Source organism: Streptomyces sp. NPDC058576, assembly GCF_042718715.1.
GTDB lineage: Bacteria > Actinomycetota > Actinomycetes > Streptomycetales > Streptomycetaceae > Streptomyces.
In genome coordinates this window covers 129,821-144,335 of sequence record NZ_JBHXPF010000003.1, presented here as the reverse complement: position 1 = coordinate 144,335, position 14,515 = coordinate 129,821, and the positions used below count along the sequence as shown (strand labels likewise).

Annotated in this window: 10 protein-coding genes; 1 reads left to right on the top strand and 9 read right to left on the bottom strand. The window is 72.2% G+C overall.

Going from position 1 to position 14,515, the window contains the following annotated elements; translation table 11 throughout:
• Window positions 1-104: 104 nt before the first annotated feature.
• A complete protein-coding gene (locus tag ACFWRV_RS03640; protein WP_384327598.1) occupies window positions 105-1,409 on the top strand; it encodes a DUF2254 domain-containing protein in 1,305 nt (434 codons plus the stop codon).
• Window positions 1,410-1,504: 95 nt separating this feature from the next.
• Here ACFWRV_RS03640 and ACFWRV_RS03635 read toward each other — a convergent pair whose 3' ends face one another.
• From ACFWRV_RS03635 to ACFWRV_RS03595, 9 genes are all read right to left on the bottom strand, one after another.
• Window positions 1,505-2,593, bottom strand: a complete 1,089-nt coding sequence (locus tag ACFWRV_RS03635; RefSeq protein WP_384327595.1) for a sugar phosphate isomerase/epimerase family protein — start codon at window positions 2,591-2,593, stop codon at window positions 1,505-1,507.
• Between the two features lie 63 nt (window positions 2,594-2,656).
• Window positions 2,657-4,051, bottom strand: a complete 1,395-nt coding sequence (locus tag ACFWRV_RS03630) for an alkaline phosphatase family protein (protein ID WP_384327592.1) — start codon at window positions 4,049-4,051, stop codon at window positions 2,657-2,659.
• On the bottom strand, window positions 4,048-5,223 hold the full coding sequence (gene eboE / locus ACFWRV_RS03625) for a metabolite traffic protein EboE (protein ID WP_384327589.1): 1,176 nt from the start codon (window positions 5,221-5,223) through the stop codon (window positions 4,048-4,050). The genes ACFWRV_RS03630 and eboE overlap by 4 nt, the downstream gene beginning before the upstream one ends.
• Window positions 5,224-5,227: 4 nt before the next feature.
• Window positions 5,228-6,076 carry a TatD family hydrolase gene (locus ACFWRV_RS03620; RefSeq protein ID WP_384327586.1) on the bottom strand — a complete coding sequence of 283 codons (849 nt, stop codon included), beginning with the start codon at window positions 6,074-6,076 and terminating at the stop codon, window positions 5,228-5,230.
• Window positions 6,076-6,786, bottom strand: a complete 711-nt coding sequence (locus ACFWRV_RS03615) for an EboA domain-containing protein (RefSeq protein ID WP_384327583.1) — start codon at window positions 6,784-6,786, stop codon at window positions 6,076-6,078. The genes ACFWRV_RS03620 and ACFWRV_RS03615 overlap by 1 nt, the downstream gene beginning before the upstream one ends.
• The gene (locus tag ACFWRV_RS03610; protein WP_384327580.1) at window positions 6,780-7,667 is read right to left on the bottom strand and encodes a sugar phosphate isomerase/epimerase family protein; all 888 of its coding nucleotides are present in this window, start codon (window positions 7,665-7,667) and stop codon (window positions 6,780-6,782) included. The genes ACFWRV_RS03615 and ACFWRV_RS03610 overlap by 7 nt, the downstream gene beginning before the upstream one ends.
• Entirely contained in the window at window positions 7,664-8,860 is a 1,197-nt protein-coding gene (locus ACFWRV_RS03605; RefSeq protein ID WP_384327989.1) for an SCO3242 family prenyltransferase, read from the bottom strand. The genes ACFWRV_RS03610 and ACFWRV_RS03605 overlap by 4 nt, the downstream gene beginning before the upstream one ends.
• 644 nt (window positions 8,861-9,504) lie before the next feature.
• Window positions 9,505-10,689 carry an inositol-3-phosphate synthase gene (locus ACFWRV_RS03600; RefSeq protein WP_384327577.1) on the bottom strand — a complete coding sequence of 395 codons (1,185 nt, stop codon included), beginning with the start codon at window positions 10,687-10,689 and terminating at the stop codon, window positions 9,505-9,507.
• Between the two features lie 95 nt (window positions 10,690-10,784).
• On the bottom strand, window positions 10,785-14,504 hold the full coding sequence (locus ACFWRV_RS03595) for a ThuA domain-containing protein (RefSeq protein WP_384327574.1): 3,720 nt from the start codon (window positions 14,502-14,504) through the stop codon (window positions 10,785-10,787).
• Window positions 14,505-14,515: the final 11 nt, after the last annotated feature.

Sequence of the window (14,515 nt, the reverse complement as noted above, 5' to 3'; positions counted from 1 at the left end):
CGGCGTGCCCTTCACCCGTATATCCGGTGGTCAGTGCGGTGCGGCGTGCCGGTGGGACCTCGGCCTCCCCGGTCCGCGGAGGTCGCGGGACTACCTTCGCGTCCATGAGTGATCGCGGCTACCGCCGGCCCCGTCCGCTGTCCCCGCTGCGCGAGCATCTGCGCGACACGTTCTGGTTCGCCCCGACCATGGGGTTCGTCTGTGTGTTCGCGCTGTGGCTGGCCGCCACCGAGCTGGACGACGCGATCGTCTCGCTGCTCCGGCGGGAGGAGGCGTACGACGAGCTCAGCCAGGTCATCGCGTTCTCCCAGGACACGAAGACCATCGTCACCACGATCAGCTCCGCGATGATGACCTTCATCGGTGTCGTGTTCAGCATCTCGCTGGTGGCGGTGCAGATGGCCAGTGGTCAGCTGACGCCACGGGTGGTGCGGATCTTCGTGCGGAGCCGGATCAGCAAGCTCACGCTGACGGTGTTCCTGGCGACGTTCCTCTTCTCGCTGCTCGTGCTCTCCTCGTACGAGAGCGAGACCGACCCGCGCCGGGTCGTCTCGGTCCCGCTGGTGCAGAGCCTGCTCATCCTGGTGCTGCTCGCGCTGAGTCTGCTGCTGTTCGTGATCTACGTGAGCGCGACGTTGCGGCTGATGCAGGTGGGGCCGGTCGTCGACAAGATCGCGCGGGACTCGTTCCGGGTGCTGGGCCGGATGCCGAGGGGGCCTCGGGGAGAGGACGAGCCGGGGCCCGAGACCGCGCGGGTGATGCACGAGGGGCGGGCCGGGGTGCTGCGGGACGTCAATACGGCGCGGCTGGTCCGGGCCGCGCGGCGGGAGGACGTCGTTCTGCGGCTCATCCCCCGGATCGGGGACTTCGTGGTGCCGGGAACGCCGGTCCTCGCCGTCCACGGCGGGGCCGCGCCGCCCCGGCGCCGGCTGCGTTACACGGTCTCCGTATCGGTGGAGCGCACCCTGCACCAGGATCTGGCGTTCGGGCTGCGTCAGCTCGCCGACATCGCGCTGCGCGCTCTGTCGACGTCCGTGAACGATCCGACGACCGCCGTGCAGTGCCTGGACCGGATCGTGCAGCTCCTCGCGGCCGTGGCGCGGCTGCCGCTCGGTACCGTCCACCACCGGGACCGGGCCGGGCGGATGCGGCTGCTCCAGGAGGGGCCGGGGTGGGACGACCTCGTCGACCTCGCCTTCGAGGAGATCCGCTGGTGTGTCGGCGGCAGCCCCCAGGTGACGCGCCGGCTCATGGCGGGGCTCGACGATCTGCTGCTGCTCGCCCCCGAGGAGCGGAAGAAGTCGCTGGTCAGGCACCGTGAACTGCTCGTGCAGACGGTGGAGCGGAACGTACCGGTGGCCGCCGATCGGGAGTTCGCCCTGCTTCCGGACCGGCAGGGCATCGGGTAGGGGACGCGGTGTGGCGAGCGGAGCGGGCCCGGCCGCCGGAGTGCTTCCGGCGGCCGGGCCTGTCTCGGGCTGTCGGCCGGGCTGGGCCCCGCGCGTCAGTCGCCGCAGCGTCCGTCGCGCAGCGAGTGCAGGTGCTCGCTCGACTTGCGGGCGAAGGCGAGCGACTCGACCGGGTTGTCGTGCTCGGCCTGCCAGTGGTGGTAGCTCCGGCCGTGGTGGGTGCGCTTGGTGACCTTGGACAGGAACGTCTTGTAGTCGATGTCCCCGTCGCCCACGTCCGACATGCGGTAGCCGTCGCGGGTCGTCTCGTCGCGGACGCCGTCCTTGACGTGGAAGAGCGGGTAGCGGTTCGGGTACTTCAGGACGTACTTCAGCGGGTCGAGCGGGGCCGGGGTGCCGTCGACGCGCTTGCTGAACCGGAACTGGGCGCAGTAGGCCCAGTAGATGTCCAGCTCCAGGAAGACCAGGTCGGGGTCGGTCTCGGCGAGCAGGACGTCGTAGAGGCGCACGTTCGGCTTGTCGGTCGCGAAGGAGAACTCCTCGGCGTGGTTGTGCTGGTAGAACTTCATGCCCCGCTTACGGGCTGCCGCGCCGTACTTGTTGAAGTCGTCGGCCGCCCGCTTCCAGCCGTCGACCGTGGAGCCGTAGCGGAACGGGCCGGAGGCCGTTCCGATGTGCTTGAGGCCGAGGGCCTGGGCGTCGTCGAGGACCTTCTCCAGGTTCTGGGCGAAGGTGTACGCGCCGGGGTTGTTGTCGTCGTAGTAGCCGACGTGGCTGCCGATCGGGTTGAGGCCGTGGTCCCGGGCCAGCCGCTTGAGCTGGGCCAGGGTGATGGGACCGGCCGAACCCTGGGTGTAGCCCGCGAGTTCGATCTCGTCGTAGCCGTACTTCTCCAGTTCGGCGAAGACCGGCGCGAAGCCCAGCGTGGAGATCTGGTCGCGGAGGCTGTAGAGCTGGATGCCGAGGCGGCCGGGGGGCAGGACCGGCTTGCCCTTGCCGTGTCCGTGGCCGTGCCCATGGTCGTGACCGTGACCGTGGCCGTGGCCGTGCCCGTGGCCCCGGTCGGCTGCCTGGGCGCTCGCCGTGCCGATGATCGTGGCCGCGGTGGCTCCGGCGGCGACGCCCAGGATGTTGCGGCGGCTCAGTCTGCGGGCGAGTTCGGTGTCCTTGGAGGTGCGGCTCATGTTCGCGTGGCTCCCTTGGGTGACATGGGTGACATGGGTGAGCAGTGCGGTGCCGGGTCGTTGTCAGTGCAGTCCGGCAAGCTTGAGGAGCAGAGACTTCACCTCGGTGGCCCTGACCCGGTCGGTGAACGCGTGGGGGGTGGAGCAGAGGATGAGCGGACCTTCGTCGTCGCTCTCGGGGAGGCGGCCGTGGCTGCCGCGAATAGGTGAGGGGTCCAGGGGGACGACCGCCATGCGGTAGCGCATGCCGAGCTTCTTGCGGGCGACCGCCGAGACGGCCTTGACCCGGACGTAGGGGTCCTGGGGGTCCATGAAGAGCTCGACGGGGTCGTAGCCGGGCTTGCGGTGGATCTCGACGAGCTGGGCGAAGTCGGGGGCGCGCGCGTCGTCGAGCCAGTAGTAGTACGTGAACCAGGCGTCCTTCTCCGCGACGGCGACCAGTTCGCCGGAGCGGGGGTGGTCCAGGTGGTGGGCCTTCTTGCCCTCGTCGTCGAGGAGCTGATCGATGCCGGGCAGGTCCGCGAGGGCGGCCCGGGTCGCCTCCAGGTCCTCGGGACGGCGTACGTAGATGTGGGCGAGCTGGTGGTCGGCGACGGCGAAGGCCCGGGAGGCCATCGGGTCGAGGTATTCCATGCCGTCCTGGGTGTGGACCTCCAGCAGCCCCGCCCGGCGCAGGGCGCGGTTGATGTCGATCGGTCGGTCGACGCGGGTGATGCCGTATTCGGAGAGGGCGACGACCGTACGGCCCTCGGCCCGGGCGTCCGCCAGCAGCGGGGCGATCGCCCGGTCCAGGTCGGCGGCGGCCCGGTGGGAGCGGGGGTCGTCGGGCCCGAAGCGCTGGAGGTCGTAGTCGAGGTGGGGCAGGTAGCAGAGGGCGAGGTCGGGGGTGCGGGTGGCGATGATGTGCCGGGTGGCGTCGATGATCCACTGGGAGGAGACCAGGTCGGCGCCGGGGCCCCAGAAGTGGAAGAGGGGGAACGTGCCGAGTTTGTCGGTCAGTTCGTCGTGCAGGGCGGGGGGCCGGGTGTAGCAGTCGGGTTCCTTGCGGCCGTCGGCGTAGTAGACGGGGCGCGGGGTGACCGTCCAGTCGGTGTCGGCGCCCATCGCGTACCACCAGCAGATGTTGGCGACGGTGTAGCCCGGGTGGGCGCGCCGGGCCGCGTCCCACAGTTTGTCGCCCTCGACGAGCCCGTTGTGCTGGCGCCACAGCAGGACGTCGCCGAGCTCGCGGAAGTACCAGCCGTTGGCGACGATGCCGTGCTCGGCGGGCATCGTGCCGGTGAGGAAGGTCGACTGGGCGGCGCAGGTGACGGCCGGCAGCACGGTGGAGAGGGGTGCCTGCGCGCCCTGCTTCCCGAGCGCCGCGAGGTTGGGCATGTGGGCCAGGAGCTGAGGGGTGAGGCCGACGACGTCGAGAACGAGGAGGGGGGTAGGGCCGGGGCCGGCTTCGTCGGTCATGGCAGTTCCTTGAGGCCGAGGTCGACCAGGAGGTCGCGGGAGAGGGTGAGTTCGGCGGCGATGCCGTCGGCGAGCTGGGTTCGGGTGCGGGGCCGCAGTTCCGCGGGCAGCGCCTGCCAGGTGTACGTCTCCACCTCCAGGTGCCGGGTCAGGGGCGCGGGTCCGCCGACGAGCCGGGTGAGGGTGTCCCGGAGCACGGGCAGCGTCGAGGTCAGCGGGGGCGCCGGGGGTGCGTGCAGCGGTACGTGGAAGTGCGCGCGCCAGGGAGTGGAGTCCGGGAGCGCCCGGCCGCTGACCGCATCGTCGAGGTCGTCGGTGCCGCGCAGTCCGGCTGCGGTGCTGGTGCGGGTCTGGTGCAGGAAGCGGGGTTCGGCGAACGCGGCGAGCGCGGTGCGGACCTCGGGCAGGTGGGGGTGCTCGGCGTGCAGGGCGGCGGAGAGCTGGGACTTGACGACGCGGACGCCGGCGGCGGCAAGGGCGTCGAGTGCCGTGCCGGGGTCCTCGAAGGAGGTGGCGAGGTGGCAGGTGTCGACGCAGATGCCGATCCGGTCGTGGCCGACGTCGGTGAGGGGGGCTATCGCGTCGGTGGTGGTCTCCACCGTGCAGCCCGGTTCCGGTTCGAGGCCGATGCGGATGGACTTGCCGGTCATCTCGGCCAGGGCGTCGAGGCGCTGGGCGAGCGTGGTGAGGGCGGCGCGTGCGGTGCGGGCGGCCTCGGGGTCGCCGTCGTAGGGGGTGCGCCAGGCGAGCGGCAGAGTGGAGATGGTCCCCTCGGTGGCGTCGTCGGGGAGCAGGGCGGCCAGGAGCCGGGCGAGGTCGGTGGTGTGGGCGAGGCGGTCGGGTTCGGTCCAGTCCGGCCGGTAGACCCGGTACTTGACCTCGTCGGCGCCGAACCCTTCGTAGGGGAAGCCGTTGAGGGTGACCACTTCGAGGCCGCGGCTGTCGAGTTCGCCGCGCAGGGAGCGGAGTTCGGCGGGGTCGTTGATCAGGGTGCGGGCCGCGTCCCGGGCGAGCCAGAGGCCGATGCCGAGCCGGTCCCGGCCGAGTCGGCGGCGGACGGGTTCGCAGTGGTCGCGGAGCTGGGCGCGGACGCCGTCGAGGGTTTCGGCGGGGTGGACGTTGGTGCAGTAGGCGAGGTGGACGGTGGAGCCGTCCGGGTGGCGGAAGCGCATGGCCTCACTCCCCGCCGCGCAGGATGGAGTTGCCCTCGTGGAGTGCGTCGGGGGCGGGGACATCCAGCTGGAGGCGGCCGCTCTGGCCGTAGAAGGCGACCGGGTTGCGCCACAGGACCTGGTCGACATCGTCCTCGGTGAAGCCCGCCTTCAGCATCGCGTCGGCGACCTTGCGGGTCTTGAGGGGGTCGCTCTTTCCCCAGTCGGCGGCCGAGTTGACGAGGATCTTCTCGGTGCCGTGGTTCTTGAGCACGGCGACCATCCGGTCCTCGTCCATCTTGGTGTCCGGGTAGATGGAGAAACCGGCCCAGCAGCCGCTGTCGGTGGCGGCCTTTACGGTTGTCTCATTGAGGTGGTCGAGGAGGACGAACTCCGGGGGGAGGTTCGATTCGCGGATGACGTCGACGGTGCGGTGCAGACCGGCGAGCTTGTCGCGGTGCGGGGTGTGGACGAGGGCGGGCAGCCCGTGGGCGGCGGCGAGCTGGAGCTGGGCGGCCAGGGCGTGGTCCTCGGCCGGGGTCATGGAGTCGTAGCCGATCTCGCCGACGGCGACGACCCCGTCCTTTTCGAGGTAGCGGGGCAGCGCGTCCAGGACGGGGGTGCAGCGGGGGTCGTTCGCCTCCTTGGGATTGAGGGCGAGCGTGCAATGGTGGGCGATGCCGTATTGGGAGGCGCGGAAGGGCTCCCAGCCGAGCAGCGCGTCGAAGTAGTCGAAGAAGCTGGCGGGCGAGGTGCGGGGCTGGCCGAGCCAGAAGGAGGGTTCGACGAGCGCGCGGACGCCCGCGTCGTACATCGCCCGGTAGTCGTCGGTGGTGCGGGAGGTCATGTGGATGTGGGGGTCGAAGATGCGCATCAGGACTCCTCCGTGGGGGCGGGGGCTGCGGGAGCTGCGGTCGGCGAAGTCTGGTGGCCGCCCTCGTCGGCCGGGGCGGTGAGGGCGAGGACCGTGCGCAGGTCTTCGGGGACGGTGCGGCCGGCCGCCGTGCGTTCGGCGGCGAAGTCGGCCAGCATGCGGGCGAGTTCGGCGTCGCCCCGGGCCCGGTCGCCCAGCCGGGCGACGGCGGCGACCGGCACCTCGGTGAACAGGCACTTCAGCACGGCGTGCCGCCAGGCGTGGGCGTCGAGGTGGTCGGCGGCGTAGGGGCCGACGGCTGCGGCGACCAGCCGGGTGTCGTTGGCGCGCAGGGCGTCCTCGACGAGCGGGAGGGCGGTGTTGCCGAGGTCGAGGCGGTGCAGGGTGAGCAGGACGGCGCGGCGTTCGGCGGCGGTGCCCTGTTCGTAGAGCCGGGTGACGGAGGGCGGCGCGGCGCGAGCCTCGACGAGCAGGAGGGAGCGTACGGAGTCGGCGTTCTCCGGTCCGCAGTGCCGGCCTGCGGCGGCGTAGCGCAGCTCCCAGGGCGGGGAGGCGTAGGGGGTGCTCAACTCCGCGGTGGGGGTGGCTGCCGCGCCTGCCGCGTCGTGGGCGGCTTCGGCGAGGGCCTCGTCGAGCCAGGCTCGGGCCGCCCCGCCGAGTTCGGCGTCGAGTTCCTTGCGGGACTTCAGCGGGTTCGGGGACGTCAGCACGGGCCGGCTCCCTTCTTCGGCGCCACGCGGGGGCCCGCGTCTCTCGTCATGGCCTCGCGAAGGAAGTCGATCGAGGTGCGGGCCAGTTCGGGGCCGGCGTGCGAGTGGCGGGGCAGTTCGACGACGGTGAGGCCGCGGTAGTCCGAGGCGGCCAGCGCGGCGAGCACGGGCGGGAAGTCGATCTCCCCGTCGCCGAACGGGAGGTGTTCGTGGACCCCGCGCCGCATGTCCTCGATCTGGACGTGCCGCAGCCAGGGGGCGGAGTCCTTGATGCAGTCGACGGGCGAGGCGTCCTCCAGGCACTGGCAGTGGCCGATGTCCAAGGTGAGGCCGAGCGGTCCGGGGTCGCCGAGGAGACCGCGCAGGTGGTGGAAGTCGGCGAGGGTGGCGAGGAGGTGACCCGGTTCGGGCTCGATCGCGAGAGGGATTCCGGAGCGGTCGGCGGCTTCGAGGACGGGGGTGATCGCTTCGGTGAGCCGTTTCCACCCGGTGTCCGTCGAGGTGCCGGGCGGGGTGATGCCGCTGAAGCAGTGGACGGCGTGCGCGCCGAGTTCGGCGGCCACGTCGACGGCGCGGACCAGCAGCGCGGTGCGGGCGGCCCGGGCGTCGGGGTCCGGGTCGAGGAGGGAGGGGCCGTGCTTGCGGCGCGGGTCGAGGACGTAGCGGGCACCGGTCTCCACGGTGACCCGGAGCCCGAGGGAGGTGAGCCTGCGGCGGACCTGGCGGGTGCGCTCGGTGAGGTCCGGGGCCAGGGGGTCCAGGTGCATGTGGTCGAGGGTCAGGCCGACGCCCTCGTAGCCGAGGTCGGCGAGCAGGCCGAGGGCGTCGTCGAGGCGGAGGTCGGTGAGCCCGTTGGTGCCGTATCCGAGGTGGAGGGTCATGTGAGGCTCACCTTCCGGGCGAGGCTGCGGGCGAGGGGGACGAGTCCCATGACGGCGAGTCCGGTGAGGGGCGCCCCGGCGCGGGCGGCGAGCGCGGCCTGGAGCGGGATCATGGCCCGGATGCCCCCGCCGACCGCTCGCTGGGTCAGGGGCGGGGACGGGTTCAGCGCGGCGTGCAGGAGAGGTGGCCCGGCGGTACGGAGGTAGGCGCCGGTGAGCGCGAGGGTCAGCAGGCGGGTGGGGTCCGCGGCCCGTCCGGGGAGGCCTTCGAGGCGGGCTGCGAGAGCCGGGGGGCTTGCGGCGGAGTCGGCGGCCCTGGCGAGAGGGCCGGAGGTGTGCGGTCCCGAGCCGAGCACCCTGGCCCGCCCGGAGCGGCCCGCGCCCTCGGACCTCGCACCGTCCGCCGTCGACGTACCGACGGAACGGGCCGATCCGGCTCCGGCCCTGTCGACGCTCCGGCCCCGCCACTCTCCCAGCACCGCCGCTGCGAGAGCCGTCGTCGTGGCGAGCACCGCGAGCGGCGTGCCGGTGGAGCCGCCCTGCGTCTCGTGGCGCGACACGGCGGTGACGCCGTAAGTGTGGGCCCCGAGCACAAGGGCGGCGGGCAGCGCGGGCAACGCCTCGGTCAGGCCGCCGCGCGCCGGGGGCGGCGGGGCTGCCGCCACCGGTCCGGGGGTTCGTATCGCATCCGCGATCACACTCGTCCCGGCAACGTTGTCGGGGCGGCCGCCCCGCCTCGGTCCGACGCCCGCCGTAGCCGTGGCCGTCGCCCCCAGCAGCAGGTCCAGCGAGCGGGCCGTCGCCATGGCCGCCGGGCCCGCCTTCGTGTGCTTCAGGTGCAGGTCGTAGGCCCAGACCGTGGCGGCGAGGCCCGAGGCGACCGTCAGTGCGGGGCGGCCGGCGCGGGCTGCCAGGGCGAGGCCCGCCGCGGTCATTACCCCGGCCGCGCCCAGGGCCGCAGCCGGGCTGATGCGGCCCGACGGGATCGGGCGGTGCGGGCGGTCGATCGCGTCCTCGTCGCGGTCGGCCCAGTCGTTGAGGGCCATCCCGGCCTCGTACAGGCACAGCGATGCGCCGATCGCCAGGGCGGTGCCCCGGCCGGGCCGGCGGCTCACCGCCGCGGCGCCCGCGAGGGCGTCCCCGGGTACGGAGAACAGGGCGGAGACGCGCAGCAGTTCCGCCCAGGCCCGCAGGCGCCGCCGGGGCGTGACCCGGTCGGTGCCTGCGCCAGTGGCCGGCGCGGCACCCGAGCCGGCACCCGAGCCAGCACCCGACCGGGTGCCGGACCCGACGCCCAGCCCGGCGGCAGAGCCAACGCCCGGCCCGGCACCCGAGCCAACGCCCCCTTCGATACCCGAGACGACGCCCGGTCCGGTACCCGAGCCAGCACCCGACCCGGTGCCGGACCCGACGCCCGGCCCGGCACCCGAGCCGACGCCCGGCCCGGTACCCGAGCCGACGCCCGGCCCGGCGGCAGAGGCAACGCCCGGGCCGACGCCTGAGCCAACGCCCGGTCCGGAACCCGAGCCAACACCCAGTTGGGTACCAGAGCCGGCGCCCGGCACGGCACCCGAGCCGGCACCCGCCCCCGCGGCCGAGTCCTGCCGACCCGTGCCGGCGTCCCCTCCCCGTTCCCCTCCCCGTTCCCCGTTCCGGCCCGTGGGGGGCGGTTCGGGCCTGTCCGGTGCGGGCGCAGTCCCACTCGCGCCGGACAGGCTGTCATCGGTCACGGCGGTCGTCCGCACGCCGTGGGCCCTGCCGTTGTGCCGCCCGGTCCCGGACGGGAGTGCGGTCAGGGCCGCGGTGAGCGCGGCCGGAAGGATCCGCCCCCGCCACCTCATGCCTGGTCCCGCAGCCGCTCGGCGAAGGAGAGCAACGTGGCGTACTGCTCGGCCAGCGCCGCCGAGGTTCCGCCGTCCGGGTCCTTGAAGTAGAAGCCCAGCTCCGGCAGGGGGCCGCTGATCCCCTTCTCGTGGGCGCGGGCGAGCAGTCGGGCCAGGTCCAGGACCAGTGGGGCGGCGAGGGCCGAGTCGCAGCCCTGCCAGATGGTCTGGAGGATCATGCGGGAGCCGAGGAAGCCGTCGAAGGCGATGTGGTCCCAGGCGGTCTTCCAGTCCCCCATGGCGGGCACGTCGTCGATGTGCACCTCGCCCTCGGGGGCGGTGCCGAAGGTGTCGGCGAGGACGCGTTCCTTGCCCGCGTTCTTGGCGGCCGCGGCCGCCGGATCGGCCAGCGCCGCCCCGTCCCCGCCGCCCAGCAGGTTCGACCCGGACCACGCCCGTACGGCGAGGGCGCGCTGGAGGAACATCGGGGCGAGCACGGAACGGAGCAGCGTCTGGCCGGTCTTGCCGTCGCGTCCGGCGTGGGGAAGTCCGCTGGAGGCGACGGTGTCGGTGAGTGCGGGGGTGCGCAGTCCGGTGGAGGGGGTGAAGTTGGCGTAGGCGCAGCCGGCCCTGAGGGCGGCGGCCGCGTAGAGGGAGCTGGCGGGGAGCCGGGTGTCGTCGGGGCCGGGGGCGGGCTCGGTGGAGGCGACGTTGACGACGACGGTACGGGCCAGGTCGTGGCGGTGGGCGAAGTCGGTGAGGTCGGCGGCGAACGCGGCGATGAGTTCCTGGTCGGTGCGGGTGTCGCCGGGGAAGGGGCCGCCGGGGCGGATCTCGGCGTCGGCGGCGTCGAGTTCGGCGCGTACGGCGGAGGGGAGGCCGTGCGGGAGGACGCCGCCGTCGGCCAGCGCCTCGGCCCGCTTGGACAGCGGGCAGTCGAGGGTGTCGTGGCCTCCGAAGACCAGGTCGTTCAGGGCGGGCAGTCCGCTGCCGGCGAAGGGGGGCGTCTCGGTGACCATGCCGGTCGGCGGGTGCAGGCCCGCGGCGATGGCGGCGCAGCCCGCGGTGGCGGTCGTCGCCACGGATCCGCGTGCTCCGATGAACCAGACGCCGGTGCGTCCCGCGGTTCCCGCGAAGCCGGGGGCCTCAGAGGTGATCGGGGTGTCGGTTCGGCCTTCACGATCGGCGTGAGCGGTCACGGGCTGCCTCCCTGGGGCGGGTGGGTCGGGGTGGGTGACGGCGGGCGGGGGAAGGCGCGTGCTTCCCCCGCCCGTCGTCGGCAGAGGCGGCTGCCCTACTTCGGGGGCAGCTCCTTCAGTTGGATGTTGCGGAAGGACACCTGGTCGTCGGCTCCGTGGTTCTGGAGGCCGATGTAGCCGTCCTTCAGGCTGCGGGCCGGGTCGGTGTTGGTGAAGTCGTTGATCTTCGCTCCGTTGAGGAAGATCTGCAGACGTTCGCCCTGGACCTTGATCTCGTAGCTGTTCCACTGTCCCGGCGGCCGCAGGACGCGGTCACGGGCCTTGATGTTGGCGGACTTGAAGGTGTAGACGGCGCCCGTGGTGCGGTCGGCGGCGTCGGTGGCGTCGATCTGGATCTCGTACCCGTTGTTGACCGCCGACCAGGGGTCGTCGGACTCCGGGAAGCCGACGAAGATACCGGAGTTGTCGTCCCCGGCCATCTTCCAGTCGAGCTTCAGCGAGTAGGACTTGAGCTCCTTGGCCTCGTAGGTGAGCAGGCCCATGCCGCCCTCGGAGTGCAGGGCGCCGTCACTGACGGAGAACTTCCCCGGGCCCGCCTGCTTCCAGCCCTCCAGCGTCTTGCCGTTGAAGATGGGACGGTAGTCCTTGTCCGGCTTGCAGTCGGCCTTGACCTGGCCGGTGGCGTAGCGCAGTCCGCCCAGGACGTGGCTGCGGAAGGCCGGCTCGGCGTAGGACTCCTTGGTGTGGCCGAGGCCGGTGTAGAAGGAGCGGCCGCCCTCGTAGGTCTGGCACCAGGAGATCGGGTGATCGCCCTTCATGTTCCCGCCGGTGTAGGTGGTCTCGTCCAGGGTGGCGAGGACCTTGGCCTTGTCCCGGGGGTTGGTGCCGTAGTTGTACCACTCGTCGGTGCGCTCCCACTCCTCGTCCAGGTGGGCGGTCGCGGGGTGGTCGTGGTCCTCGACGCGGACGGTCGCGGGCTGGATCTGCGGGTGCGAGTCGAAGTAGGCGCCGACGAGACCGCCGTAGAACTCCCAGTCGTACTCGGTGTCGGCGGCCGCGTGGATGCCGACGTAACCGCCGCCGGTGGCCACGTAGTTCTCGAACGCCTTCTGCTGCTCGGCGTTGAGCACGTCGCCGGTGGTGGAGAGGAACGCGACGGCGTCGTAGCGGGCCAGGTTGCTGGTGGTGAACTGGGCGGCGGACTCGGTGGAGTCGACCGTGATGTTGGTGTCCTTGCCGATCTCCTTCAGGGCCTCGATGCCCGCGGGGATCGAGTCGTGGCGGAAGCCGGCGGTCTTGGAGAAGACCAGGACGCGCTTGGCGGTCTTGTCGACCGGGGTGTTGGACAGTTCGAAGTCGTCGACGTCGTAGAGCGCTCCGTCGCCGCCCTTGAAGACGAGGAAGAGTTCGGTCTGCTTCTTGGGCGCCCCGCGCAGCGGGATGTCGACGTCCTGGAAGGAGTCCCAGCTGCCGGTCACCGGGACGGGTCCGGAGCCGAGGATCTTGCCGGTGGGCGAGCCCGCGCGGACTTCGAGGAAGCCGCCGGAGCCGGCCGAGGAGACCCGGGCGGTCAGCTTGGTGGTGTTGCCGAGGACGTAGGTGTCGAAGGAGATCCAGTCGTCGTTGTGGATGTCGCCGACGGTCTTTCCGCCGTGCGCGCCGGCCTTGCTCGGGGTGGTGACGCCGGAGGAGTCGTCGAAGTGCTCGGCCTGGCGGTGCTTGGGCTGGAGCCGGGCGGCGTCCTTGCCGGTCAGCTTGGCCTGGCCGCCACCGCCGTTGTCGGTGTACGAGGCCGAGATGCCGCCGTAGATGTTGGCGTTGGGGTCGTGGCCGCCTTCCATGGCGGTCTTGATGGTGCCCTCGCAGCCGTGCTCGGTGGTGATGTCGTGGCCGTGACTGTCGTGGCCCAGGGTGAACTTGACCTCGACCTTGGTGCAGTCGATGGTCCCGTCCTCCGGGTCGCTGACGTTCACCTTGAACGGCACGGAGTCACCGAACTCGAAGAGCTGCCCGTCCTCGGGGAGCACCAGCTCCACGGTCGGGGCGGTGTTGCCGACGGTGACGTGGACGCTGGCGGAGCCGGTGCGGCCGGTCGGGTCCTCGGCGGTGAGGGTGGCGGTGTAGGTGCCGTTCTTCTTGTACGTGTACGTCGGGTTGGCGGCGGTGGAGGTGCCGCCGTCACCGAAGTCCCAGGAGTAGGTGAGCGGGTCGTCGTCGCCGTCCGCCGTGCCGGCCGAGGAGAACTTCACCTTCAGCGGCGCGGTCCCCGACGTCTTGTTGCCCGAGGCCTCGGCGATCGGCGAGCGGCCTCCGGTGGCGTTCTCGATGCGGTAGAGCGCGGAGTTCTCGTCGCCGCCGAACCAGGCGAGGCCGTAGTCGAGGACGTACAGCGCCCCGTCCGGGCCGAAGGCCATGTCCATGACCTGGGTGCCGGACCAGGGGACGTCGTTGATCGACTGGACGCCGCCGTCGGCGTCCTGCTCGATGCGCTTGATCCACTGGCGGCCGAACTCACCGGCGAAGAAGTCGCCGTCGTAGGCCTCGGGGAACTTGACCGGGGAGTCGAGGTCCGCGTCGTAGCGGTAGACGGGTCCGCCCATCGGGGACTCGGAGCCGGTGCCGAACTCGGGCACGGAGCCGCCGTCGTACGGGATCCACGCGGCCTCGGCCGGCGGCAGGTCGACGAGCCCGGTGTTGTGCGGCGACTCGTTCTTCGGGGCGGCGCAGTCGAAGGCGGCGCCGGACGCCTTGGTGCCGAAGTCGTAGTCGATGTACGGCTCGTTGTCGCCGACGCAGAAGGGCCAGCCGAAGTTGGCGGCCTTCGTCACGCGGGCGAACTCGACCTTCCCGGCCGGTCCGCGCTTGGGGTCGGCCGCGCCCGCGTCGGGGCCGTAGTCGCCGACGTACACGGTGCCGGTGGCCTGGTCGACGGAGAAGCGGAAGGGGTTGCGGAAGCCCATCGCGTAGATCTCGGGGCGCGTCTTGTCGGTGCCCGGCTCGAAGAGGTTCCCCTCGGGGACGGTGTAGGAGCCGTCGTCCGCGACCTTGATGCGCAGGATCTTGCCGCGCAGGTCGTTGGTGTTGCCCGAGGTGCGGCGGGCGTCGAACGCCGGGTTGCGGTCGGGGCGTTCGTCGATCGGGGTGAAGCCGTCGGAGGCGAAGGGGTTGGTGTCGTCGCCGGTGGAGAGGTAGAGGTTGCCCTCGGCGTCGAAGTCGATGTCTCCGCCGACGTGGCAGCACGTGCCGCGCGAGGTCGCGACGTCCAGGACCTTCTTCTCGCTGGCGGTGTCGAGGGTGCCGTCCTCGTTGAGGACGAAGCGGGAGAGCCGGTTGACGCCCTCGAACTTCGCGAAGTCGGCGGCGGTGCCGGTCTCCGGGGCGTCGCCCGCCGGAGTGTCCATCGGGGGCGCGTAGAAGAGGTAGATCGCCCGGTTCTCGGCGAAGTCCGGGTCGACGCCGACGCCTTGGAGGCCTTCCTCGTCGTGCGTGTACACGGGAAGGGTGCCGGAGATCTTGGTGTTGCCGGCGCTGTCGGTGATCCGCAGCTCGCCGCTGCGCGAGGTGTGCAGCACGCTGCGGTCGGGGAGGACGGCGAGCGACATGGGCTCGCCGGTCTCCTCGGCGCCCTTGGCGAGGGTGACTTGCTGGAAGTCCTCCGCCACGGGCTCCTCGTGCCCGGGGTGGCCCGGGTGGGCGGTGGCGCCGGGCGCGGAGCCGAGGGTCAGGGTCGCGGCGGCGAGCAGGCCGCCGGTGAACAGCGCGAGCGTTGTGCGGACGCGGGTCCGGGCCAGGAGCCGCTTTCGTGTTCGGTGCACGTAGGTCCTCC

What these genes read in the sequence shown, in the direction of transcription:
- ACFWRV_RS03640 (WP_384327598.1), top strand. Translation starts at nt 105, where the DNA reads ATGAGTGATCGCGGCTACCGCCGGCCCCGTCCGCTGTCCCCGCTGCGC.
- ACFWRV_RS03635 (WP_384327595.1), bottom strand. Translation starts at nt 2,593, where the DNA reads ATGAGCCGCACCTCCAAGGACACCGAACTCGCCCGCAGACTGAGCCGC.
- ACFWRV_RS03630 (WP_384327592.1), bottom strand. Translation starts at nt 4,051, where the DNA reads ATGACCGACGAAGCCGGCCCCGGCCCTACCCCCCTCCTCGTTCTCGAC.
- eboE (WP_384327589.1), bottom strand. Translation starts at nt 5,223, where the DNA reads ATGCGCTTCCGCCACCCGGACGGCTCCACCGTCCACCTCGCCTACTGC.
- ACFWRV_RS03620 (WP_384327586.1), bottom strand. Translation starts at nt 6,076, where the DNA reads ATGCGCATCTTCGACCCCCACATCCACATGACCTCCCGCACCACCGAC.
- ACFWRV_RS03610 (WP_384327580.1), bottom strand. Translation starts at nt 7,667, where the DNA reads ATGACCCTCCACCTCGGATACGGCACCAACGGGCTCACCGACCTCCGC.